The 25,267-nt window shown below is 45.1% G+C and carries 22 protein-coding genes and 1 other annotated feature; of the genes, 6 read left to right on the top strand and 16 right to left on the bottom strand.

The window, feature by feature from the left end; translation table 11 throughout:
* Window positions 1–118 precede the first annotated feature (118 nt).
* The 3 genes from ACYVR3_RS13775 to ACYVR3_RS13785 form a co-directional block, all read right to left on the bottom strand.
* Entirely contained in the window at window positions 119–1,216 is a 1,098-nt protein-coding gene (locus tag ACYVR3_RS13775) for a 5-methyltetrahydropteroyltriglutamate--homocysteine S-methyltransferase (protein WP_461244715.1), read from the bottom strand.
* Window positions 1,217–1,277: 61 nt separating this feature from the next.
* Window positions 1,278–1,515, bottom strand: a binding site (T-box leader).
* Between the two features lie 60 nt (window positions 1,516–1,575).
* On the bottom strand, window positions 1,576–2,424 hold the full coding sequence (locus tag ACYVR3_RS13780) for a hypothetical protein (RefSeq protein ID WP_461244716.1): 849 nt from the start codon (window positions 2,422–2,424) through the stop codon (window positions 1,576–1,578).
* A 134-nt stretch (window positions 2,425–2,558) separates the two neighbouring features.
* A complete protein-coding gene (locus ACYVR3_RS13785) occupies window positions 2,559–3,134 on the bottom strand; it encodes a LysE family transporter (RefSeq protein ID WP_461244717.1) in 576 nt (191 codons plus the stop codon).
* 281 nt (window positions 3,135–3,415) lie between these two features.
* Here ACYVR3_RS13785 and ACYVR3_RS13790 point away from each other — a divergent pair, with 281 nt between their 5' ends.
* Window positions 3,416–4,849, top strand: a complete 1,434-nt coding sequence (locus ACYVR3_RS13790; RefSeq protein ID WP_461244718.1) for an NADP-dependent glyceraldehyde-3-phosphate dehydrogenase — start codon at window positions 3,416–3,418, stop codon at window positions 4,847–4,849.
* 74 nt (window positions 4,850–4,923) lie between these two features.
* Here the strand turns inward: ACYVR3_RS13790 and ACYVR3_RS13795 are convergent, their stop codons facing one another.
* Complete coding sequence (locus ACYVR3_RS13795; RefSeq protein WP_461244719.1) at window positions 4,924–5,841, bottom strand: replication initiation protein; 918 nt, start codon at window positions 5,839–5,841, stop codon at window positions 4,924–4,926.
* Between the two features lie 787 nt (window positions 5,842–6,628).
* Between ACYVR3_RS13795 and ACYVR3_RS13800 the strand changes: the two genes are divergently transcribed.
* Window positions 6,629–7,588, top strand: coding sequence for a 3-hydroxyacyl-CoA dehydrogenase family protein (locus ACYVR3_RS13800; RefSeq protein ID WP_461244720.1), 960 nt, complete (start codon window positions 6,629–6,631; stop codon window positions 7,586–7,588).
* Between the two features lie 61 nt (window positions 7,589–7,649).
* On the opposite strand, the gene ACYVR3_RS13805 is transcribed toward ACYVR3_RS13800, so the two are convergent.
* The 10 genes from ACYVR3_RS13805 to ACYVR3_RS13850 form a co-directional block, all read right to left on the bottom strand.
* Complete coding sequence (locus ACYVR3_RS13805) at window positions 7,650–8,129, bottom strand: glutathione peroxidase (protein WP_461244721.1); 480 nt, start codon at window positions 8,127–8,129, stop codon at window positions 7,650–7,652.
* A gap of 24 nt (window positions 8,130–8,153) precedes the next feature.
* On the bottom strand, window positions 8,154–8,597 hold the full coding sequence (locus ACYVR3_RS13810; protein ID WP_461244722.1) for a MarR family winged helix-turn-helix transcriptional regulator: 444 nt from the start codon (window positions 8,595–8,597) through the stop codon (window positions 8,154–8,156).
* A 388-nt stretch (window positions 8,598–8,985) separates the two neighbouring features.
* Window positions 8,986–9,987: an EAL domain-containing protein gene (locus ACYVR3_RS13815; RefSeq protein ID WP_461244736.1), complete on the bottom strand. Its 1,002-nt coding sequence runs from the start codon at window positions 9,985–9,987 to the stop codon at window positions 8,986–8,988.
* Window positions 9,977–10,855, bottom strand: a complete 879-nt coding sequence (locus tag ACYVR3_RS13820) for a GGDEF domain-containing protein (protein ID WP_461244723.1) — start codon at window positions 10,853–10,855, stop codon at window positions 9,977–9,979. Before ACYVR3_RS13820 ends, ACYVR3_RS13815 begins: the two co-directional genes overlap by 11 nt.
* Window positions 10,856–11,094: 239 nt before the next feature.
* A complete protein-coding gene (locus tag ACYVR3_RS13825; RefSeq protein WP_461244724.1) occupies window positions 11,095–11,664 on the bottom strand; it encodes a helix-turn-helix transcriptional regulator in 570 nt (189 codons plus the stop codon).
* Between the two features lie 199 nt (window positions 11,665–11,863).
* Window positions 11,864–12,502 (bottom strand): FusB/FusC family EF-G-binding protein, encoded by a 639-nt coding sequence (locus tag ACYVR3_RS13830; RefSeq protein ID WP_461244725.1) that lies wholly within the window; start codon window positions 12,500–12,502, stop codon window positions 11,864–11,866.
* Between the two features lie 470 nt (window positions 12,503–12,972).
* Window positions 12,973–15,432: a phosphoketolase family protein gene (locus ACYVR3_RS13835; protein ID WP_461244726.1), complete on the bottom strand. Its 2,460-nt coding sequence runs from the start codon at window positions 15,430–15,432 to the stop codon at window positions 12,973–12,975.
* Window positions 15,433–15,855: 423 nt separating this feature from the next.
* On the bottom strand, window positions 15,856–17,025 hold the full coding sequence (locus ACYVR3_RS13840; protein WP_461244727.1) for a MalY/PatB family protein: 1,170 nt from the start codon (window positions 17,023–17,025) through the stop codon (window positions 15,856–15,858).
* Window positions 17,022–17,873, bottom strand: coding sequence for a DUF3737 family protein (locus ACYVR3_RS13845; RefSeq protein ID WP_461244728.1), 852 nt, complete (start codon window positions 17,871–17,873; stop codon window positions 17,022–17,024). Before ACYVR3_RS13845 ends, ACYVR3_RS13840 begins: the two co-directional genes overlap by 4 nt.
* Before the next feature lie 213 nt (window positions 17,874–18,086).
* Complete coding sequence (locus tag ACYVR3_RS13850) at window positions 18,087–18,932, bottom strand: aldo/keto reductase (protein WP_461244729.1); 846 nt, start codon at window positions 18,930–18,932, stop codon at window positions 18,087–18,089.
* 167 nt (window positions 18,933–19,099) lie between these two features.
* Between ACYVR3_RS13850 and ACYVR3_RS13855 the strand changes: the two genes are divergently transcribed.
* Both ACYVR3_RS13855 and ACYVR3_RS13860 read left to right on the top strand, forming a co-directional pair.
* Complete coding sequence (locus ACYVR3_RS13855; protein WP_461244730.1) at window positions 19,100–19,492, top strand: tautomerase family protein; 393 nt, start codon at window positions 19,100–19,102, stop codon at window positions 19,490–19,492.
* A gap of 332 nt (window positions 19,493–19,824) precedes the next feature.
* Window positions 19,825–20,310 carry a hypothetical protein gene (locus ACYVR3_RS13860; RefSeq protein ID WP_461244731.1) on the top strand — a complete coding sequence of 162 codons (486 nt, stop codon included), beginning with the start codon at window positions 19,825–19,827 and terminating at the stop codon, window positions 20,308–20,310.
* 57 nt (window positions 20,311–20,367) lie between these two features.
* On the opposite strand, the gene abc-f is transcribed toward ACYVR3_RS13860, so the two are convergent.
* On the bottom strand, window positions 20,368–21,804 hold the full coding sequence (gene abc-f, locus ACYVR3_RS13865) for a ribosomal protection-like ABC-F family protein (protein ID WP_461244732.1): 1,437 nt from the start codon (window positions 21,802–21,804) through the stop codon (window positions 20,368–20,370).
* 264 nt (window positions 21,805–22,068) lie between these two features.
* Here abc-f and ACYVR3_RS13870 point away from each other — a divergent pair, with 264 nt between their 5' ends.
* Window positions 22,069–23,025, top strand: coding sequence for a zinc-binding dehydrogenase (locus tag ACYVR3_RS13870; protein WP_461244733.1), 957 nt, complete (start codon window positions 22,069–22,071; stop codon window positions 23,023–23,025).
* A gap of 85 nt (window positions 23,026–23,110) precedes the next feature.
* On the opposite strand, the gene ACYVR3_RS13875 is transcribed toward ACYVR3_RS13870, so the two are convergent.
* A complete protein-coding gene (locus tag ACYVR3_RS13875; RefSeq protein ID WP_461244734.1) occupies window positions 23,111–23,995 on the bottom strand; it encodes a DMT family transporter in 885 nt (294 codons plus the stop codon).
* 143 nt (window positions 23,996–24,138) lie between these two features.
* Here ACYVR3_RS13875 and ACYVR3_RS13880 point away from each other — a divergent pair, with 143 nt between their 5' ends.
* Window positions 24,139–25,008, top strand: coding sequence for a LysR family transcriptional regulator (locus tag ACYVR3_RS13880; RefSeq protein WP_461244735.1), 870 nt, complete (start codon window positions 24,139–24,141; stop codon window positions 25,006–25,008).
* Window positions 25,009–25,267: the final 259 nt, after the last annotated feature.

A 25,267-nucleotide genomic window follows, 5' to 3' on the forward strand; every position in this document is an offset into this window, starting at 1 on the left:
AAGCAAGATCAAAAGCCGTCAGTTTTTGAAAAACATGAAAACTGACGACTTTTTTGAAAGGTATGAATAATTCAGGCTTACCAATTGATGATAAGGACGCAATTGAAAACGGTTAACCCTAATTAGGCCAAACTTCATTAGCGGTATTGACCACTAATTTAATTTTAGCCCATTGATCAGCTTCAGTGAGGTGATTTCCTTCTTCAGTCGAAGCAAAACCACATTGTGGTGATAAACAAAGGTCGTTTTTATCAACAAATTGACTTGCGTTTTCAATTCGAGTTTTCAATAAATCGGCCTTTTCTAATTCGGGACGCTTCGTTGTCACTAACCCTAACACGATTCGTTGGTGCCGACCATTTTCAGCAATTTTTTTCAATGGTTCAAAACCGCCAGACCGTTCATCATCGTATTCCAAGAAGTAGCCATCAATGTGTAACTGTGCTAAATAATCAGCAACGGGATCGTAAGCACCCGCGCCAGCCCAGTTCGAATCATAATTGCCACGACAAACGTGCATAGTCAACACCAGGTCGTCAGGCTTGTTGTCCGCAATCGCGTTGATTGCCTTAACCGCCGCTTCGCATAGTGGTACCAGGTCCGGATTGATCGTTCCATCCGAAAAACTGGCCCACATGCCCCATGACGTATCATCGATTTGCAGGTAGCGACAACCTAAATCATAAAAATGTTGCACCGTTTCTTGGTAGGCTTTAATTTCATCCGCCAAAAAGGCATCAAAATCGTGGTAGTAATTATCATAAATCATTGCGTCTTCATTTGGGAATAACACCGACGGACTTGGAATCGTCTGCTTGGCTTCAATACCAGCGGGCACGATTTGCTTTAAATAGCTAAAATCATCAAAGAATGGGTGTTGTGGATTAAACGCAATTTTGCCGTTGATTCGAATAGCCCCTGCGCGAGTTTCTTGACCATTGAACACGAACCCGTGATCAGGGGTGAAAAATTCAGCACCATTGAGGCCACCCAAGAAGTCCAAATGCCACCAACTACGGCGAAATTCACCAGCGGTCACGTCTTTTAATCCTGCCTTCACCTGTTGATCAACCAAATGATCAATTTCGTGATTTTCGACTTGGGTTAACGCCTCACGATCGATTTTACCCGCTTTAAAATCGGCATTCGCCTGTTTCAAAGCTGCTGGTCGTAAAAAACTGCCGACGATATCGGCACGGTATGGATAAGTTGTCATAATTGTTTATTTCCTCCTAATAGTCGTTAACGGCAATAAAAAAGCCCTTGAAAAATAACTTTTCAAGGGCGACAGTTCTCGCGGTACCACCTTAACTTTTTACCGGGCTCACACCAGGTAACTTAAAGTCCAACGTTACTGGACTTCAATGCGTTAATGGGCATTACCCAACCTAACCTCGTTTAAAACTCAGCTAAATTTACTCGAAGACCATCTTCATCGATTCACCTGACTGGTTTTCAGCATTCCCAGCTCTCTTAGCAGGTTAACTCAACTACTCATCTTTTCATTGCTTACTAATTTTTATTTAATGCTATCTTAACAAACTGACTAGATTTGTCAACCTTTCTCAAACTAAATCACTGTTCGCGCCACCGTGCAACCCGAGCCGCCTTATGGGTCATCTGTGTCGCCACGGCGTTAATCACGTTAACGATTTGCTCAGCCTGAGTCATTGATAAATAATCAACGGTTGCTAAATAGTTTAAAAATGCCGTCAGCGTGGGCCCAATCAATTGATAACTTGCTACTGGGATGCCCACATGCAAGACAAAGTCATTCAATAGCACATTTCTCACGGCTTCTTGCGTCCAATCTTGTGGTAATTGATGGTAGTTAATATACAGTTGTTGATACAAAATGGCCACGTAATGGTACGCATCGTTTGGGTGAACCTGAGCCGGAACCCGTTGCCAGCCTGGACTCGCCACAAAGTTTTCCACCTGCTGTTGCATCTCTCGTGACAGTTCTTCCAGCGAGGCCATTCGTCGGTCAGTTAACCGGTGTTCTCGAATCGGTTCAGTTTCCTGAATATCGCGCCGCACCTCAAACTGTAACAGCACGTTAGAAAGCGTGCCGAAGTCTTCTTCAATGAGTTGTTCATCCGCTAAAAAGAGCACAAAGCAACGAGTTACACTGTATGTAGTTAAGAATAAATCGATATCTTGCGAGCTCGACGTCGTCTGTTGCCATTGCTCATCAAGTAATTCAACCACCTCACTCGAACGCCACTGGGTAACCGTCACGTCAAAGCGCGTCTGCATCGTTTGATTAAACGTCGCAATGGCCGTCTTCACAAAGTGCGTAGGGACTTCTGCAATCAATTGCTGGTAAAAATTAGAGGCTAAAAATTGCGTTAAACACATTTGAAACGTCGCCACGTCAGCTGTCACTTGCTTGTTATTTAATTGATCGTCGTTGGTTGTCACGTTTGCACCACCTCTGTTGATCTCATTTCTCACTAACAATAAGTATACCCACTTCATGGACTGAGATTCAAGAATAATGTTAGCGCTTCCATCGTGATATTAACGCTAATTACGGAAATTAGCGGGTTGTCGCTTTATTGCCACATTCGGTAGATTGCATACAGAAACAGGACTGCCAACACAACGTTCACAACGATTGCGTAACGATTAAAGACACCTTGAAATACCGACCCGGCTGCAGCCCACACCAAGTTAGCCGCAAAAGTCATCAACGCCATCAGGATCCCGAATCCAAAAATAATACCCATTTGTGTCCCAAACGCCGGCATTAGAAACGACACGTAGCCAATCAAAAAGTAGAGCATCACTTTCACGTTCATAAAATTTAACAGCATTGCAGCCCAAAACCGACGCTGACTAGGTTGGTCCTTCGGGGCAGTCTTCGCCGACCGAAACAGGCCAACCATTAAGTAGGCCAGATATAGTGACCCGATGACTCGAAGACCGGTCAACGCCTTTGGTGACAGCGCACTTAGCAGATGCGTAAACGCAAAACAAACACTATCCAAAATAAAGAAGCTGACAAGTAGCCCACCCAAAAACGGTAACGCCCCTCGAAACCCACGTTGGCGACTTTCTTGCATTGCCATAATGTTATTCGGCCCGGGCGTGATTGCCATCGTCAAACTGTACGAAAAAAAGCCAAGCATTTACGATTCCTCCTAGAAATAACGGCCTTTTTTCGCCCGTCATTCGGTTTTCTAATCATTTTACCATAAAATAGTTAATCATTAACTTTCTTAATTGTAAATCAATCTGGAAATCAATTTTCAGAAAACTATACCAATTCAGAAATTTCATTCAGTAAACGCTTGTGTAACAGCATTTATTAAATACTTCTTGCTTTATAAAAGTTAGACCATTATACTCATATCTTGTACGCTACTCAGATTTTTTCATTACATTTCCATAAGAGAAAGAAGTTGACGAGATGTCTCAAATTTATCAAGCCTACCTCGCCGGCCACTGGCAGACGAGCGCTTCTAACCAAACCATTACGATCGAATCTCCTTGGCAGCACCAACCCTTAGGTGACATTCAAGCCGTTACGCAAGCCGAAGTCGACGCTTGCATTAAACAAGCCAAACAGGCGCAACCCGCTTGGGCCGCACTCTCCAATAGCGAACGTGGCGCCTACCTCAATCAATGGGCCGATAACTTACTCGCTAATAAAGCCGAGTTAGCTGAAACGGTCATGAACGAAGTCGGTAAAAACGCCGCCGATGCCGAAAAAGAAGTTGTCAGAACCGCAGATTTGATTCGTTACACGGTTCAAGAAGCCCTTCATATGCACGGTGAAAGTGTTCGTGGTGATGGCTTCCCTGGCGGCTCTAAGAATAAACTTGGGGTGATTGAACGCGTTCCGCTTGGGGTCGTGCTCGCCATCTCGCCATTTAACTATCCGGTTAATTTGGCGGCAGCTAAAATTGCGCCAGCGTTAATGGCTGGTAACGCGGTGATCTTCAAACCAGCAACTCAAGGCGCCATCAGTGGCATCAAGATGATTCAGTCGTTGGCCGCAACTGGTTTACCAGCCGGTCTCCTTAGCCTCTTGACCGGCCATGGTTCTCAAATTGGGGATTATCTCACGGAGCATCCAGATATCAATATGATCAGCTTCACCGGGAGCACCCAGACCGGTAAGCACCTATCTGCTAAATCCATCATGGTCCCACTCGTCTTGGAACTTGGTGGCAAGGATCCGGCGATTGTTTGTTCAGACGCTGATCTAGACGTCACCACTGCTGACATTATTGGCGGTGCATTCTCCTATTCAGGACAACGATGCACTGCTGTCAAACGGGTCCTCGTTTCCGAACGGGTCGCCGATGACCTTGTTGCTGGCTTGAAGAAACAGGTCGAAGCCCTCACCGTTGGGTCGCCAGCCGATAACAGCAAAATTGTGCCTTTAATTTCCGAAAAGGCAGCTGACTTCGTTCAAGATTTGATTGACGATGCTTTAGCCAAAGGTGCGACCCTGGTCACGGGTAACAAACGTGAAGGTAACTTGATCTACCCAACACTTCTTGATCACGTGACCCCCGACATGAAAGTGGCTTGGATCGAACCCTTCGGCCCAGTCCTCCCCATTATTCGGGTCGAATCTGTCGCTGAAGCCATCAAGCTCGCTAATCAGTCTAAATTCGGTCTGCAAGCCAGTGTCTTCACGCAAGACCTTGATAAGGCCCTGCGCATCGCAGGCGGTGTCGAAGCTGGCACGATTCAAGTCAACGGCCGTCCAGAACGCGGGCCTGACAACTTCCCATTCTTAGGCGTGAAAGCCTCTGGCATGGGCACTCAAGGCGTGCATAACAGTATCCTATCAATGTCACGTGAAAAATTAACCGTCATTAACTTAAAATAACCGCAACCATCAAACAGGCACCCTTTAAACTCTGAAATCAAAGTTTAAGGGGTGCCTGTTTTAATGCGTTAAGTTTAACGCGTCTCATCCGTCAAATTCAGTGCTGTTTGCTCAACGGTCGGATCTTCACGTTCATAAGGTTGCTCCGAAATATTAAATAACGGAATTTCTGGCATAGCGGCTAGTTTCGCCCTCACTCGTTCGTGGCCCTTTTCATCCGCAATTCGTTGTAGTTCGCCGATTCGTTTTTCCTGCTTCAAAGTGGTATTTTTTAGCTTTGGTAAACGCTGGAAACTGAAGCGAAACCCGATAATGGTTCGGCCCTGTTTCACGGTTTCAACCGTAAATCCTGATAACAATGGCGTTAACTCCTCAATAATTGGTTTGATCACCCGGTTATTGATTTGTGATCCGCGATATGACTTGGGAAACCCAAGCTCCTGACGCAGTTTATCAACCGTAAATTCGAGGGTGGCCGTTGAGGTTCGCCACTGCATCAGGTGCATGTACATGATTTTGGCATACTTGTTATGAATCTCAACGAAATCGGGTAACAGGTACATCGTATAGGAATTTTCGAGATCATTTAACACCCACGTTAACTTCGGGTTGACGGAAACTTCCAGTGACATGTTCTTTCGATCCAATTCAAAGTTGTAAAAGAGGTGCCCAGCCCCTTCCTTATCGTTTTCAGTATCAACATACGCGATATTAACGTTGGTCACCTTATAATACGTTGACATCACCACTTTAGCCATCCGCTCACGCGTTGTGGCAGTATAGCCGGTCAACTCACGTAACTGAGAGAGCGGAATCGTGATCGTATCGGACTCCTTTTCAACCAACTGTGCACACAGTGCCATAAACACGTTTAATTCAATTTTAGTAAAGCCCGAGTAATCAAACGAGTTTAACCCGTTGTCCACCTTGACGATTGTGTGACCGCCAAGGGATAGCTGCGCCTGTCTACTCTCAGTCGTTAGTTCCGTCATCTTGCACCCATCCTCTAAATAACAAAAATTCTGTAGCACCGTTTTTGAACACTTGTTCCCACTTTAACACAGTGTGAAACCGAGTTCAATACGGTGATTTAACGCCGTTTAACACCCTTAATCGCCCTCAAATTCAGAATTAGCGTTACTTAAATAGAATTCTTGTTACGTTAACAGAATTTTTGTTATCTTAGCAGAATTTTCGTTATTTTAATAACGATAAAATCATTTATTTAGACGCCAAATAATGGCTAAAAAAATTTTAATAGCCGGTATGAGCCGAATTTTCTAAATCAGGGCGTCAGTTTTTAGCCAACAGAATTTCTGTTACTTAAGCAGAATAACTGATATATATCGCAGAATTTTGGTTATTTAACTCAGAATTAGCGTTATTTAACAAGAGAATTTTAGTTATCGATTACAGAAATTCTGTTACGCAAAATAGAACCGCCGTTACGTCACTAGAATTTTGGTTACTTCAACAGAATTATTGTCATTTTATGTTCCGTTTAACCCTGATTTAACAGTCTTTTAACCGTCATTAAAGACTTAGGTTTAAGGGTTAAAGGTTATTAAAGCTATAACACTAAAGGAAGTCAACGCCCTGTTGTCCATCGTCGATACGGTAATTCTGCCTCAGTTGGATTTAACTTAACTGCAAATCAACGAACGTGTTACAATTATAAATGAAAGCCCTTCCATTTAAGCTATCACCCGTTTTTGTCTCGAATTAGGTTGAATGGTGGCTTTAATTGAACCCACTTTTTTCAGGAAAGGGATGTTTGTTATGCAAGCAACAGCTATTAAAACGATTGCCAATATCGGTGCTGGTACCATGGGTCATGCAACGGCGCTTCAATTTGCGATGGCTGGCTACACCGTTAATTTATTAGATGTCTCAACCGAGGCACTGGATGCTGGTCGGCAACAAATCGAACACGACCTTGAAACCTTCAACCATACGGGAATGTTGACTGATTTTCCAACTAAGATTCTTGACCACATCCACTTTACGACTGATTACAAAACTGCGTTAACGGACGCTGATTTCGTTATCGAATCGGTGATCGAAGATATGGCCATCAAACAAAGCGTTTGGCAAAAAGTTGAACAGTTCGTCAAACCAGATGCCATTCTAGCCACGAACACGTCTGGTTTGGACCCAACCAAAATTCAATCAGTTTTAACCCATCCGGAACGGTTCGTCGTTGCCCACTTTATGAATCCGGCACAACTGATGCCGCTCGTTGAGGTTGTTCCTGGCGAGCATACTGCCCCAGAAATCGTGACGGAAACGGTCGCTTTACTGAAACACGTCGGCAAACATCCGGTTCCACTCAAAAAAGCCGCTCTCGGGTTCGTCGGCAACCGGATTCAACTCGCTGTTCTCCGGGAAGCCTTTCATATCATCGGCGCCGACATCGCAACCCCCGAAGCAGTCGATGATATTATCAAATACAGTTTAGGCCGTCGCTGGAACCTAATCGGGCCAGTTGCGAGCGCCGACCTCGGTGGTCTCGATGTGTTCAAGAGTATCAGCGATTACCTTTACGCTGACTTGTCGCATCAACAAGGCCCCGACCCACACCTGCAAGAGAAAGTTGAGCAGGGAAAACTGGGATTGAAGACTGGCGAAGGTTTTTACGACTGGTCTGGTGAAACCGGTCAAAAACTGGTTCAGTTCCGGGATGAAGCCCTTTTAAAACAGTTAAAAGCTGATCAACAAGAAAACCAATCTGAGCAATAACTAAAATGGCATCATGAGTTTACCAATCTGGTGAGCTCATGATGCCGTTATTTTGTTTGGACTAATCTTGCTTAACGTTTAATGCTGCAACGATTGCTGGTTCCATCTTTTCTGGTTTATAGATTGGCGCATATCGGTCGATCAATTGACCATCTCGGCCAATTAAAAACTTCGTAAAGTTCCATTTGATCCGACCATGCCCTGCGGTTTCTTTCAGGTATGTGAACAAGGGGTCTTCATCATCACCGTTGAGGCGAACCTGCTGAGTCATTGGGAACGTTACGCCGTAGTGTAACTGACAGTATTCACTGGTCGCTTCATCTGAATCTAGTTCCTGATGAAATTGGTTAGAGGGTAGACCCAAAACCTCAAGTCCCTGCTCGTGGTACTTTTGGTAGAGGGCTTCAATTCCCTTCAATTGTGGCGCCAGTCCGCACTTACTTGCGGTATTTACAATCAGGAGCACCTTGCCCTGATACTGACTAAAATCAATCGCTGTTCCGTTCATTTCGGTTTCTTGAAAGTCATAAATGGCTGTCATTTAAAAAACTCCCTTCGTGATTCCCTATTTCACAACTTTTCGTAATTCGGTCACTAGCCGTTGGTTATCTGCCAACATGCGCTCATAGTCCGCCGCAGTCAACGCTGTTTGGTCTTGAATACAGTGGAGAATGGCACTCACGATTTCAGCCTGCTGGTCGCGGGCTTGATCGGTCAATGTGATAATGAGCTGACGTTGATCCTCAGCTGGCCGAGTGCGGGTCACCCACCCCGCTTGTTCCATGCGTTTCAACATCGGCGTGAGCGTATTGCTCGCCAGATGAAGCTGGTCTGCTAACTCGTGAACGGCTTGTTGATCTCGCTCCCACAATGCCAGCAAGACTAGGTACTGCGGGTACGTGAGTTGATATGGCGTCAATGCTTGCTGATAAAATTGATTAAATAATCGATTGGCGTTGTACACCGAAAAACAAAGTTGTTCCGCCAAACTTAATGCCTGTGTTGCCATAAGTCACCTCACCTCGTTAGATTGATCGTGTCGGAATAGTTCGTACACGATTGATTAGTTTAACTATAGTGCTTTTGACCACTAAATACAACTTTATTACAAAATAGTCTGATGGCCGAGGTCTATCGGATTGCCGTTATAACGCAAAAAAGAGAGTGTGCAAAAACTCGTTTAGGTCCCAGAATATAAAAGAACCGGCCCGTGGATTCCTGGTTTTGGAATCTACGGGCCGGTTCTTTTATATGGCCGGGGCCTGAGTTTTGGCGCACGTTTAGACTAGATAACAGTCTTGAGATAAAGTGAAATTTTTAACTCACTTCGAGTTAAGAAATTAGTTCGATACTTACCAATATGGACCTTTTTCTTAGCCCCTTCTCTCATCCTTAAACTAACTTGCCTGTCGTTCCGGTCCAGCAGGTCTTGGCTTACCAAAGTAATACCCTTGCACATACCGAACACCAAGTTGCGTTGCAAAGGCCAAATCGGCCTCAGTTTCAACACCTTCAAGCACAAAGCTCAGTTGATTTTCTTTGGCGATTTGAACCCAGAATTGAACCCGTTCTCGAAGTTCAGCATCGCTGGTAGTTTGGCGAAGATTTTGCATCGCAAATTTAACGCCGTTAATGTAAGGCACAATATTACGCACCATTTCAAAACTGTTATCACTACCAACATCGTCGATCAAAATTTTAATTTTAGATGCTCGATAGACCGCACAGATTCGCCGCATTGTCTGAGAATCAGTCAACGCCGTAATTTCAATCGTTAAATTATCGGGGCCTTCATCACTTTCCGCGAACTGAGTTAGGGCTTCTGCTAAATCTAGGTCCACAAACTGAGCGGCAGTTAGATTCATGTTGAAGTTTTGTAACTCAGTTTGTGCCATGAAATCTTTTAACAACGAAATTTGCATCCACGCTGGTAACTCAAACGTATCTGGTAAGATCCAGCGTTTCTGCAACTCGTCATAGGTCCGCAATAGTAATTCATGATAAAATCGAGGCTGCCCTGCCCGATCAATATCATAAACACCCTGTGAGAAGTAACAGTAATCGTTTAACCGCTTTTCAATGCTACTTGTTCCAGAAATCAGCTGGTTATCTAAGGTAATCATATCGCGACCGTTGCGTTTACTCTTAGAGAGCGCATCATCCACCCGTTTGTAAATATCGTTAATACTTGTGTCTTCGGGTTGCTGTGACGTCACACCAACCGAAGCCGTTACCACAATACTGTGATTGGCATACGAAAATTCGGATTTTCGAATTGCCTGCCAACAGCCTCGAATCACCGACATCACCTGATCCGGCGTGTGGTTGGGAAAGGCCACGTTGACCTCTTCGCCCGAAGTAAAGTACAGTCGATGCTCAATATTGGCATTATTCAACACACGGCTTAAAGTGGCCGTTAGACCAATCAGAACCGTATTGCCAGCCAGGATGGCCAAACCGATCGTTTAACTGCCGGAAATGGTCAATATCGAGCGCTACGAAGGTCAATGGTGTGTGTTGCTGCTGCGCTTGATCAAATAACTGGGTCAATTCTCCCTGCTGGCTGTCAGCTTGACCAACATTGGTACCCTGTTCATACGACGCCAAGCGTTCCAATTGGCGATTGCGTTGTTCCTGTCGATACTGCCGCATCCAGTAGCCCACAACAATACATAACATGAGCGAATACAATGCCATGCCCTCAACCCGCATCAGGTTATCCAACGGCATTCCCATTGAAACCGCAGGCGCGCTCAACCAAAACAGTCCCGCCACAAAAATCGACGCAACCATCATGTAAAGGCTGCGATGGACCGTACCAGCCCGCTCCCGGTGAACAAGCACAATAATCACCGTAAATCCCAACAACGCTAACAGTGTTGGTAAGTGCCAAAAATTCGTGGCATGGTGCATCCACCAAACGCCCAAGACAGCAACCATTTGAAACCCGACTTCTACCCGGTTGAAACCACCAAACATTAACGGGACAATTAGCACGTAGAGGGCAAGGTTGTGATAAATCAATGCCGTGTTGTTATGCATGAACGCCATCGTAATCAAGTGAACGCCTAAGCCCAATCCCAATGAGAGTAGTACCAGATAAATTCGCCGGCCAACTCGCCGCAGTTTAGTCAAATCACCTGCATCGGTTTCAAACACGTCTGACCAAACTCGTTGATAATACTGAATGAAGCCAATACTAAAGAAGCTAAGGACCGCTACCCGCTGAAAGAAGAGTAGCCACTCCCGATACTGTTCATAGTCCATTTATTTTCCCCATTCAAGGTCGCCCTAATTTAAATACTTTTAAGAATAAGTATTATCTTAACACGTTTTACTAGGCAACCTCAATACGGTATTATTTTACGTTTATGTATCATTTTGGAATTTTATCAACTTTTTGTGCCAAAACAGCGACTATTGTGGTATCAACACCAAAAACTGTTATTTTCGCAATCAAACATTGCCTAAATAACAGTTTTTCTGGTTATTGTTCGCAATTACCGTTACTGAACCAACCAGAACCCTAATAACGTCAGACCAATTCCGCCTAAAATAAATAAACTCATCGTCGCCACGAACACCAAACGATCCTTAATCCAATTTTGACGCTTTTCGTCATCCGTTAAAGTCTGCTGTTTCTGAAAGGCCACAATTTCGCTATACGTCCGTAACTGATGACGCGCTTTCCACTGCTCTACCCGGATACCTGCATAGATTGCACCCAACGTAAACGTAATTGGAATCACCGCTCCCCACCAACCTAAAATCATGACCGATGGCCCAGTACTGAACGCAGTCAGTCCCAATAAAACAGTCATCACCACTACCAACCGATTCGAACGAACCGTATCTAATTCCTGCTTCATGACATCAACATCTCCCTTCACTAACTCATCTAAGGAAATATCAAATAAGATGCTCAAACGAAGCAAATTCTCCAAATCTGGATAACTCCGACCTGTTTCCCAATTTGAAACCGTTTGGCGTGAGACGTACAGTTTTTCCGCCAACATGTCCTGGGTTAACCCAAGTCGTTCTCGGTGGTGCTTAATTTGCTGATGAATGTGCATCATATTGATCGCTCCTCAATCCCTAAACTAGCACGATGTTGATGCCACTACCGCCAAACTCACTTATAACTGACCTAAATTGGCTGTCAAACTTTATTGTCATCCCTATTCTAACGGTTAACAACCACCTAAACTAGGTTTAAATTCAATTTAAAACGCCCTGAATCAGCCAATCGGCAAATTCAGGGCGTTACTTCATTTATTATTTAATATCCCGTAAAAACTGATCAAAGTCCTCGCGCCGGTACAACTGGCGGTTGCACTGATCACTGTCCGTACAGATATAGTTGCCCTTTTTCGTGTAACGACCGTCACCACCCGTTTTGCTGATGGCGGTGAAGAGGGAAACGTTCCCCTCTTGGTGGCAGATTGCACAAAAACCCTTGATCACGGTGGCAGAAAGGTCACCGTTCAGACCTGCTAGCCTTCCATCTGTATAGTACAACAAGTACTTGCGCCGCGTTCCGAGGTCGTTCCAACCGATGTAGGTGTGCTCACGTAAGTCGATTGCCTCAAAATCGGGCTGCTTCAGTTTTTTAACTTTCCGGAATACCTTCTCAACCTGCTTCTTACTTGGTTGTGCGAAACCAACCACATGAGCCTTAAACGTCTCAAAATACCGATCCGTCGCTTCGCGTCTCACTTGGTGATCCAACGCAAAGCTAATCAAATCCTCCATTTCAGGTGCCGGTGTCGGCACGATCTGGCGAATCTGCTCAACCGCCAATGATTGGACGGCATCGACGGTTCGATGATCGTTGACCGATTTGTAGTTATCGATCAAGTTATAGACGATGGCTTTCAGTTGCATGTATTGATAAGGTTGTAATTCTAATGTCATGAAGAATTCCTTTCGTTTCAAATCAGAATCAGTAGAAAGGAAATTCCAATCTAGTGATTCGGTTACCAGACAGCAACCGCTTCACCAGAAGATACGAGACGTACCAAACTATCACCCCCAATAAGTGTAACTGCTAGTTTAACAGATTAGGTGGTGGTATTGCAAGTCTATGTTTGTGCTAGCGTAAGCGTTAGACGTGATTTAGGTGTTGGCTGTTTATCGTCGTTTTGCTCACCAAAGCCGCATTGAGAAGCGCTCGTTCAGGCTACAAAATTCGGCGCCACTTAACCTGTTATTTTCCGTGGTTCTTGAAGTTATAAAAATTTGTCAACCACGTACTTTCTGGCCACCGCGCCGAATGGTGCTGCGCGAGGCAAAAAGCTATGTGTAGCGGCCTCGCTCCGCACACTAGCAAAAAAGCCCCGTCACCGAGACCGGCAACGGAGCTTTTTAATGTTAAAGTTTCAGAATTACTTGTTCAATGGCGTCCAAGCCCACTTAGTAAATTCTTCAATATCGCGACCTTCGTCACGGGTAACCTTGAAGTGCTTAGCTAAGATGTCATCCATCTTCTTGTCAAAGGCTTCGGCAGCAGCAGCGTCGATAGCACCCTTGGCAGCCAAGGTGTTAACAGCATCCTTAGCTTGGTGGAAACGGTCTAATTCTGAGTAGACACGCATATCGTAAGCAGTGGTGATGTCACCATCTTCACGGTAACCGTGGACACGTAAGCCTAAGTGTTCGCGTTCGTAGAAGAATGATTCGATCAAGTCTTCGTAACCGTGGAAACCAAAGACAACAGGAGTCCCTGATTCGCCGAAGAATGAGCTGAATTCAGCATCAGTCAAGGCACGGTCGTCGTTCAATGGGCCGTTCTTCTTTTGAAGACGTTCCAATTCAACAACGTTGACGTAACGCATCTTAACAGTTGGGAAGGCTTCGTTAACTAAGTGTAAAGCAGCCAACGTTTCGATGGTTGGTTCAACACCAGCACTTGCAAAGACGATATCAGCGTCTTCGCCTTCAGCAACAGTAGATGCCCAGTCGATGGTCTTCAAACCAGTGTTAGCCAATTCTTCAGCTTCATCGATTGAGAACCATTGTTGACGAGGTTGCTTAGAAGCAACGATGTGGTTAACCTTTTGACGGTCAGTGAATGCACGGTCAAAGACAGCTAATAAGGTGTTACCATCAGCTGGCAGGTATTGACGGATAAAGTCAGACTTCTTTTCTGACAAGTGAGTCAACATACCTGGATCTTGGTGGGTGTAACCGTTGTGGTCTTGTTGGAACACAGTTGAAGTTGAGATCAAGTTCAATGATGGGTAATCATTGCGCCAGTCTTCAGCAGCAGCTTGACGGATCCACTTGAAGTGTTGAGTAGTCATTGAGTCAACGACACGAAGGAATGATTCGTATGAAGCGAAGATCCCTTGACGGCCAGTTAACGTGTAACCTTCCAACCAACCTTCAGCTTGGTGTTCAGATAATTGAGCATCCAAGATACGGCCTTCTGGGGCTTCGTATTGGTCGTTTGGTTCCTTAACTTTGCTCATCCATTGACGGTTAGTAATGTTGAACATTTCCCAGAGACGGTTTGACATCGTTTCGTCAGGGCCGAAGATCCGGAATGAGTTAGGGTTCTTAGTAGCAACGCCAGCAAAGAACGTAGAAAGAACGTTCATATCCATGTTACGGTTGCCATCTGGCAATTGAGTCCCACGGTTGCTTTCGTTGATTTCGTTTGCGTAATCTTTCCAGTTAGGTAAGTCAAGCAATGCAGGCTTTTCGCCACGTGCACGACCACCGTTAGCAACTGGGTTAGCTGCCATCCGCTTGTCACCCTTAGGTGCAAAGTCAGCAACTTCAGCCTTCAATGAACCGTCAGCGTTGAACAATTCAGTTGGCTTATATGAGTTCATCCATGCTTCGAATTCTGGTAATTCGCTCAAGTTCTTTTGGCTCAAGCCAAGTGGTACTTGGTGCGCACGGAATGAATCTTCGATTGGTTCGCCGGCTGGGTTGTGAGTAGGACCGCCCCAACCCTTTGGTAAACGAGCGATAACAACTGGCCAAGCAGCGATTTCGCCATCTTCGTAACGGCCGTTTTCACGGGCGTCCTTTTGGATTGCCTTGATGTCTTCGATAGCTTGATCAAACAACTTAGCAGCCTTTTCGTGGTAAGTCATGTAATCATGGATATCATCGTTTTCAAGGAAACGTGGTGACCAGCCTAAACCTTCGAAGAACTTCGTGATTTGTTCATCACTCATCCGACTGAAGAGCGTTGGGTTGGAAATCTTGAAGCCGTTAACGTCAAGAATTGGCAATACGGCACCGTCGTTCTTAGGGTTCAAGAACTTGATTGAGTTCCAAGCAGTCATCGCTGGACCAGTTTCAACTTCGCCATCACCAACAACCGTAAAGGCAATTTGGTCTGGGTTATCTAAAACGGCACCAGTAGCATGTGATAATGAGTAACCAAGTTCGCCACCTTCGTGGAGAGAACCAGGTGTTTGGGCAGTCATATGTGACCCAATCCCACCAGGGAATGAGAAACGCTTGTATAAGCGTGACATACCTTCAAGGTCTTGCGTGATTTCTGGATAAGCATCAGTGTAGGTACCATCCAAGTAAGAGTTAGTAACCATTACTTGGCCACCGTGACCAGGGCCACCAATGTAGAACATGTTCAAGCCGTACTTGTTGATCAAACGGTTAGCGTGAGCATAAAGGAAAGTTTGGCCTGAGATAGTCCCCCAGTGACCAATTGGCTTAACCTTAACGTCGTCTGCCTTGATTGGTGTGTTAGTTACTGAGAACAATGGGTTGCTCTTCAGGAAGATCATACCACCTGAAAGGTACGTTGTGGCACGCCACCATGCATCAACTTTTTCCAAGTATGACTTGGAATCGAAATCTACTGCCATGAAATTACACTCCTTCGTAAATAAATACAGTCTTTCAAACAATTAACGTGAATCATCAAAAGCCATTTTGTACTTGTCTAATAATACCAATATTTCGACAAAAGTCAACAATTTCTGAAATTGATACGGTCCAATTATTTATTTTTCTTTTTTAAAAGACGCTAATCCATTGATACATCACGGTTTCACGTCACTTTCAAAAATTAATATTTTTAACGCTAATTCGGAAGAAATCGGGTAATCTCGTCCGATTTGTCAGCCAAATTTTCAGTCGTTTTCACTAAATCCACCCGACTTAAAACGAAATCGAAACTGATTGAACGACCTTATGCTTGTAGAAATCAAATGATTATCTTTATGCAGAATAGCAAAAAACACTCACAAAATTCGAGTGAATTTCGTGAGTGTTTTCAGCTACTACGTCTATGCCGAACGAATAATCATTTCAACCCCGCGTTTGAGTCTTTGGAGCCCATCCGTCAATCGCTCTGCCGGACACGCAACGTTGATGCGGACGAATTGATCACCATTTCCTCGATACTCAGCACCGTTGGATAGGAACAACCCTGTCTGAGCACGCAACTGTTGACTAAACTGCGTTGCTGATAGGTTTAGTTGACTGATATCTAACCACACCAGATAAGTCGCGTCGCCTTTAACAACCTGTAATTGAGGGAGTTGTTCAGCCACAAAATTAGCAACTTGATCCTTATTAGCTTGTAATTGCTGGCGCAACGCTAGGACCCACTCGTCACTTTGTGTATACGCCGCAATTGTCGCTGGAATTGCAAAAGTGTTGGGTTCTGCAAGTTCATCCGTGTTAAGTCCCCGATCCACGATTGCCCGTAACTGCGGATTCGGCACGATGACGGTTGCCGTGTGCAGTGACGCAACGTTGAACGTCTTGCTTGGCGAAACACAAGTCACACTGTGCTGCGCGTTAACGTTATTCACTGACGCAAACGGGATGTAATCGACACCAGGTGCCGTTAAATCACCATGAATTTCATCCGAGATTACCGTAACGCCATTTTCCGCTGCCAACTGACCGATTCGGGCCAACGTTTTAGCCGGCCACACGATCCCGATTGGGTTATGTGGATTACATAGGATCATTAACGTCGTCCGTGGTGCCGCCAGTTTTGCTTCAAGGTCCGTCCAATCGATTTGGTACTGGCCGTCAACATACTGGAGGTCACTTGATAGCGTGTGCCGCCCGTTATTTTCAATTGAATGGTAGAAAATATCGTAGACAGGGGCTTGAACCAACACGTTATCACCCACGTTGGACAGTCGGCGAACGGCGGACGAAATCGTTGGCACAACGCCTGTCGCAAAGATCATCCATTCCGTGTCCAACTGCCAGTGGTGCATCGTTTGGTACCACCGTTTAATCGCGTCAAAGTATGCCTGAGGAACTTCTTGATAACCAAAGATGCCTTGCTGAGCCGTTTGGCTGAGTGCCGTTATAATGGCTGGCGCCGTTTTAAAGTCCATATCAGCGACCCACATTGGCAGTTCGCCATCCGCCACGTCCCACTTCACGGAATTCGTGTGTCGCCGATCGATCATTTCTGAAAATGCATCACTCATGCTGATTGCCTCCGAGTTTGAATTTGCGTCTGAGTCGCGTCAATTGCGGGATCGTCGAAAATCACTTCACCAATTGCTGGTGCTTTAATGCGCCCATTCACTGGATTTTTCACGCTATCAATCGTCGTTGTAATCTCAGCATCGATCTCATGACAATACTCAAAGGCTAAGTTAGTGTTGACCAACGCGCAATTCTTCATTGTCAGGTGATCCACGTAGCACAGCCCCTGCTCGCTTTCGATCCAACAGTTAATAAAGGTGATGTTCTTACTATTCCAAGCGAGGTATTCGCCAATCAGGGTTGAATCATAAACCGTCACGTTCTCGCAATTCCAAAAAGCATCGTGCGTCTGGAACGTCGAATGGTGTACTTCGATATTACGACCACCATCAAACGCGTAGTTTCCCGACAACTGCAAATCATTCACAACCACGTTTTCGCAGTTCTTCCCAAAGTAATCACCAGTTGCCGTCACGTGATCAAGTTGGACATCGTGACACCACCACAACGTTTCCTTAGCATCGCTCATCGTCAAGTGGCTCAACTTTAAGTCGCTGGCATGCCGAAACGTTTTGGTATCTTCAATCATCACGTGGTCCATGGTCAAATGTGTGGTGTACCAAATGCCAGCGTGAGCCCCCGCCTTCAAAGTACTCTGAGTTACCGAAATATCATCGCTGTACCAAAGCGGGTATTTCCACTTAAACAACGTATGGTCAATTTTTAAATGGTGGCCATGCTTGAGCGGTGATTCACCGTTTTGAAACGTACTATTCTCAATCTGGAGGTCGTGGGCTTGAAATAACGCCCGTTCACCCTCCATCACTTGCTGATTAATTAATTTCAATCTCTCTTTCAAACTCCTTCAATTCGTTATCGACATCTGAATGGCAACGATTCGGTCGTCAGACTATAAATCTAGTTTAAACGTTGAAGTCCACTCCAAGTCAAATTTTTTGAATCACAATTTGATAAAAATGATTGATTACTTGTCAGAAGGTCTACAACTACCCAACCTAAAAATCGAGTTCCGTCAATTGACGAAACCCGATTTTATCAATTAATCACCAACTGGATGCCAACCACCATTTGATTGAATCCCATCCAAAGTCTTCATATCATCATTGTTGATGACAAAATTCAACTTGGTGTTTGCTTCAACATGAGCCATTGCTCGGGCCTTAGGTAGCGGAACGGCCCCCTTTTGAATGACGTAACGCAGCGCCAATTGTGAAACTGTCACGTTGTAGTGCCCAGCTAACTGTTCTAGCTTAGCGCTGTTCAACAAGCCACCAGTTGCCAACGGTGAATAGGCTTGCACCATGATACCGTGATCTTCCGCTGTTTTCACAATGGTTGGTTGCGTATGGCCAACGTAGTACTGAATCTGATCAACGGCTGGTGCCACCGTTAAGCCGTCCCAATCCAGCAAGTTTTGTAGGTCGTGGGAGTTAAAGTTAGACACGCCAATCGACTTTGCCCGTCCACTAGCATAAATCTCTTGCATTGCGCGCCAGACATTGCGGTTATCGTCATCATGATTTGACCCCATATCATTCCATGGCCATGGCGCATGAATAATGTAGGAATCAACGTAGTCTAAGCTTAACGCCTTCAAACTACTTTCAAAATCTCGTAACGTGCCTTCGTAAGTTTTCGTTTCACCGGGAAGCTTTGTTTGCACAAAGACCTCACTGCGATCGATGTCGAAATCAGCTAACGCTTCACCGACACTTTGTTCGTTTTCATAAGCTTTAGCGGTATCCAAGAAGCGGTACCCCGCCTTCAATGCGTTAGTGACCGCATCATAGGTTTCCTTGCCAGGGCGGGTTTGCCAAGTACCAAAGCCCACTTTGGGCATCTTAATGCCGTTATTTAAATCAAAGGTTTCTGTAATGACTGTCATGGTGTACCTCCTTTAAGTTCTTTAATAGTCTACAACTTGGAGGCCACTCTAAGTCAACGATTTAGCTTCAGTAATTAACCGATAATGCTAAAATAAGCAAAATTGATTGCTAAATTTAACGGTGCACGCTACTATCGAGGTAACTCATATAGAAAGAAGTCCTCATTATGCCATTACTTCAATTTAACCTCGTTCAGGGCAGCTGGACGAAACCGCAAGTGAAAACAATTCTTGATTTAGCCTACGACACGACCTTGGAAGTTTTCCACGCGCCTGAAGGTGACCGTTACCAGACCGTTAGTTTCTTTGATCCTGATTATTTGGTCATGGCCGATACTGGTCTAGGTTTCAACCGCTCCCCACACCGAATTATGTTAAACATTCGAACGAGTCCCCGGCCGGAAGCCGAAAAGCTCACCTTCTATAAGACCTTTTTAGCCAAACTCCAAGCCACCTTTGATCTCGATCCACACGACTTAATGATCGACATGGTTGAAAACGGCTATGCCGATTGGAGTTTTGCGAACGGGCAAGCGCAGTTTATCACTGGCGAGCTATAATCCAGACTGATCCTTAGCATCTTTTGAATGAGTGACGTCGATTCCCACTTTTCAGTTGGCGATTGACGTCACTCATTTTTAGTTGTATTGGCGCTACCGTTTACCGGTCAAGTGCTACCAAACCCTATTGCGTATTTCAAACCACTCGATTCAACTCGAATCGATCAAAATACAGTCTCATCCGTACCAAAATGACGTATACTAGAATTAGAATACATACAAAAGATTGACGTTGTTCGACGTTCAAGTCGTTACGTACACATAGCACAACGAACTTACCACCTGGTGTTAGCTAGCAACACCGCATTATCTTAGTGAAGGGACGCCATGCCATGCTTATTCGCGAAGGCTATATCACAACTAACCAAATTAACGTTCAGGAACAACTCTTATCATTAGAACAACAGGCAAATCGTCACCGAAGATTAAACTTAATTCAATTGATCTGCATGTTACTGATTGTGTTGACTGTAGTAAGCGTTTTAATCATTCAAACGCCTACCGCACTAATCAAATCGGTCACCGTCACCCATGATGTCATGAGTGATCCGGTTATCTTCAGCGGAACCGTCATCATTCTGATTGCCTTTTTGACTTCTTGGCTCGCTTGGATGCAAGACCTCAAGTTCAATGCCGTTAATCAGACGTTTCAGCAGCTCATTGACGACTACCAAGCGGTGATCAATACGTCATTGCCGTTAACTGCCTTGGCCAATGACTTTCAAAAGAAAGTGCACGATGCGACGCAGTTTAACATGGTTAATTTAACCATCGTCTTTGGTATTATGGGTGGGCTGTTACTTTGTGCAATACTCTAGGCGCTATTTGAAAAAGCCGTGACGACTCTTAATTGAGTGTCACGGCTTTTTATTACCTCATCGGATTCGTTTAAGTTGCTGCTTGCTAATCGCGTAGACCGCATCGGCAACGTGATTTAAGAAACTTTGATCGTGTGAGGTTACTAATACGGTTCCGGGATAAGCTTTTAGCAGTTGCTCTAAAGACTCAATGGTTGCAATATCCATAAAATTAGTCGGTTCATCTAAAAGTAAAATATTCGCTGGTTGAACGAATAACCGTGCAAGGGCAAACCGGGTCGCCTCACCCCCACTGAGGGTATTCAGCGGTTGTTGCACCGCCGCTTGCTTAAATCGAAGCTGCGCCAAAATTCGACGCACCACTTTTTCTGGATAATCTGTTTGCCGCATCAGCGCCGTTAACAGTGGTGTTGAATCCGCGGATTGATTACTGAACTGTTGATATATTGCGATTTTTGCCTTTGGTGAAACAACAATGCCTGGACCACCCGTTATAATATCATCAAACAGACTGGTCTTACCACTGCCGTTTGGACCAGTAATGGCAATAACCTGATTCCGTGCAAATTGAAAATTAACGTTGTTTAGCAGTAGCTTTCCAGCGCGCTCAATGGTCACTCGTTCACCTCGAATTGGATAATCATTATGCAATTCTAAATAGGTTGGTACTGGAAAAGTAACCGTCAGTTGGCGGCTAGGTTCAACGTTAACAGCCAACCGTTCAAGTCGTTTTTCCATGGCATTGGCGCGCTTAGCAGCGGCTTTAGCAACTGAATCCTTTTGTTTAGTTGCTGAATAGCGGTCCGGTTTAATGTGCCGTTGTCGTTGCTTTCCGGATACTCGATCAGCTTGGCCCGCCCGTTGTTTTTGTTGAGTGATTGCTTGTTGCAATCGTCGCTGCTCACGATGAGTAACTTCCGCTTGCCGCTTCATGGTCACCCGTTCAGTATCTAATTGCGCCTGATACGCTTGATAATTACCATTAAAAACGCGAACTTGGCCATCAGCAATCACCCAAAGTTTAGTGACGATTTGGTCAAGAAACGTGCGGTCATGACTGACAATCAGTAATGTGCCGTAATAATAACGCAGGTCATCCGTTAACTCGCGGATACCCGCTTGATCCAAATACGTTGTTGGTTCATCCAAAAGTAACCCTGAATCACCATTAGCCAGTAGTAACTCGATTCGGCGCCGTTGTTGCTCGCCACCGCTTAAGGTTAAAGTGCTTTGAGCGTCATCACTAAATCGATGACGCGTTTTCAAACTCGGTCTCTGTGATAAATAACCCCACGTTTGAAAATTTTGCACCGTGCCACGTTGCGGGATCAATTGTTGTGCTACAATTCTCAATAACGTCGTTTTGCCTTGACCATTATCGCCAATAATCCCAATCCGCTCTCCCTGATACACTGCTAAATGATCAATTGTGAGTGTCCGTGTTTCAGTCAGTGGTTGATTGATTTGATTGAGTGTTGCAACTAGTGAAGTCATACATGCTCCTTACTCGAGAGACATGTCAATCAGTCTTCGCAACTCAGTGCTATTCAATTGTCATGTCTCCCAATTACCTCAGTGTCTATTACTGTTTAGTCACTAAGGATGGTGCGTAACTTCATCGCAGCTGTCATTATCAGCACACCCTTCTACTTTGTTACCCTTAGTCTACCAAATCGATTAATCTTCGACAACCGCTTACAGTTGACCTTTAGCTCGTTAATGGTAAGATAGGTCTAATTTACTTTGGAGGTCCTCACCATGCACGCAATCGTTGTTCGCCATCCCGGTGGCCCAGAAGTCCTTGAGTATACGACTGTTCCAAAACCAGTTGTGAAACCTGGTTGGTCACGGATCAAAGTCGCGGGATTTGGCATTAATCACTCAGAAATTTTTACTCGTCAAGGCGACTCACCCTCGGTGAAGTTCCCGAGAATTTTGGGCATCGAAGTCACGGGGATAATCGATGTCAGCACTGATACCAAACTCCATCCCGGTCAACGCGTCGTTTCGTTAATGGGGGAAATGGGACGCGACTTTGATGGCAGTTATGCTGAATACGTGCTGGTACCCAATCACCAGATTTATCCGGTAACCACCACGCTCACACCAGCTCAGCTGGCTGCCGTACCGGAAACATACTATACCGCGTTTGGCATCTTCAATAGTCTCCAACTCAAGGCTGATGATCGGGTGCTCATTAGGGCAGCTACCAGTGGCGTTGGTGTGGCAGTCATCAAACTGATCCAGTCGTTACCGTTTAACACCAATATCACGGGAACAACTCGCAATCCATGCAAGCAACACCGCCTACAACAGCTTAATTTGGACAAGGTACTCATTACCGAAGATCCGTTGATATTACCAGGTTCAGCTGGTCAGTTTGATAAAATCGTCGACTTAGTTGGTCCGGCCACCATTGCGGATTCATTTACTCATCTCTCTGAATTCGGCATTTTAAATTCGACCGGTCAACTCGGTGGGCAATGGACGATACCAGAATTTGACCCCATTGTCGACATTCCGAACAATCGTTATCTGACCGGTTTTTACTCGGGTAACGTGACAGCTGACCAGATTCAACATCTCGTCACCTATATTGAGAATCATCAAATTGATGTTACGCCTGATAAGACGTTCGACCTCGCACACACCCGTGAGGCGCATGAATATCTGGCACAATCAACCGGCATCGGTAAAGTGGTTGTGTTGATCTAACATAAGCAACAACAAAAACTACGATAATCGTTTAAATTGGACGATTACCGTAGTTTTTTTGATGACGTTGACTCAGATGGTTAACTCATCGGTGCAACTTGACCGATACCGTTGCCCGTTGTCGCCACCACACCGTTACTGGTTTCAAATAAATGCCAATCAAAATAAGAAGCGCACCTAGATAGGCCACCGGCGTCATCATTTCCTGCAATAACAATCGCGCCAAGATGGCTGAAAATACCGGTTCCAACGAGAAAAACATGCCAACATTCGTAGCGGACGTGTACCGTTGGGCGAATGCTTGAACCGTGAATCCATAAGCCGAGCACAATAACGACAATCCTAAAATCGACGTCCACTGAACCACCGTGTGCGGCAATTCAATCTGCCCCAACAGCATTGACCCAATCAAGGCGAAGAGACTCGCAAATCCCAATTGCAAAACGCCGAGCTGAATTGGTCGTACTGACCGCACAAACCGATTTGATACAATGATGTGAACTGCGTATAACGTGGCCGAAATCAAACACCACAGACTACCAATATTAACGTGTGAAAAGCCGCCCGTTAGCGCCACTAATCCCGCGAGGACGATACCTAAACTCACTAGCTGAATTCGAGAAGGCGCTTGTCGGGTTATGCCAAACTGAATAAGTGGTACGATCACTACGGTTGTATTGGTTAAAAATGCCGCTTCGGAGGCCGAGGTGTATTTAACGCCATACAACAATCCCAAGAAAACACCACACAGCAAAGCGCCCGCAATCGCACCAGCAATCAGTGTTCGCCGATTCATCGGCCACAATTGTCGATGAAAAATGGCAACCAGAATTAAAAATGCAATGCCACAACGTAGCGCAACCACAAATAGTAAGGGCAGGGAAACTAGCCCCCACTTCATGAATATGTAAGATAGCCCCCAAACCAATGAAACACTTACTAGGAGCCAATTCGCTTTCGTTTCAGTCATTGTGCCACCTGTGTAACCCTAAATTTTGCCAGATTGACATTGTTAGTCACCCTTTCCTTTGAACTTATAGGTTAGTATAATAAGAGCTAAACCATAAGTACAACGAATGTTACTGATGTTAACATTAGAAAGTGTGATGTATCGTGAATCGATTTCTAGTTCTCCAAACCATTCTACAATTTGGGAGTTTCACGAAAGCGGCAGACGCACTCGGATACACCCAGTCAGCCGTTAGCCAAGCCGTTGCGTCCCTCGAAACTGAATTTGACGTTAAACTGCTAAACCGTTCTCGAAACGGGGTTGCGTTAACGATTGCTGGTCAGCAACTTTATCCGCTAATGCAACAAACACTCCGACAGTATCAAGCCGTAAAAGAAACCGCTAGTGCGATTCGTGGTCTCGACACTGGATTGGTTCGAATCGGCACCTATTCCAGCATTACCCGAACCTGGCTACCAAAGTTAATCAAATCATTCCAACAAGATTACCCCAACGTTGATTTCGTTTTTTACATGGGGGATTACAGTGCCATTGGCGAATGGTTACGCACAAACATGATTGATTTTGGAATTACCTCGCCCGTTGGCACCCAGGGGTTTCAAACCGTGCCCATTAAACGGGGCGACATGCTGGCGGTGCTCCCTGAGCAACACCCATTAGCCCAGTTAACAGCGGTCCCAATTGAAAAACTAGCAACCGACCCATTCATTCTATTGGAAGAAGGTAGCTACAGCGAACCGCTAACCGCCTTTCAGCGTGCCGGTGTTACGCCGAACGTAAAATTCCGAGTTCATGACGACTATGCGATTATGACAATGGTGGAAGCAGGCCTTGGTGTTAGTATTTTGGCTGAGCTCACCCTCCAACGAATGCCGTTTAAATTAGCAACGCGACCACTAACACCACCGTTAACGCGTGAAATTGCGTTAGCGTATCGTGACTGGGATAGTCTGCCCATTGCGAGTCAGACGTTTATCAACCAATTGCTGGCACAGCAGGATCAGTTGCCGTGACCACTGTGCTGATATCAGCAGTCTGTACACTGCATATTTACTGAGGATTAGGCGTAATGCCCCGGTTTTTAAACCGGGGATGTTAGCCCGTTTGCTTAATGCAATTTTGATACTTAGCTTTAAAATTTTCCACTTTTTAGCATTCTGGTGATTATTTCGCACATCTTGATATAATCGACAAAAAATGGGGCAATTTTTTCTCGGTGCACCGACTTTGTCTGAAATGAACATATGTTCTTGATGGGCACTTCTTTTCTTA

This window comes from Secundilactobacillus muriivasis (genome assembly GCF_054785195.1).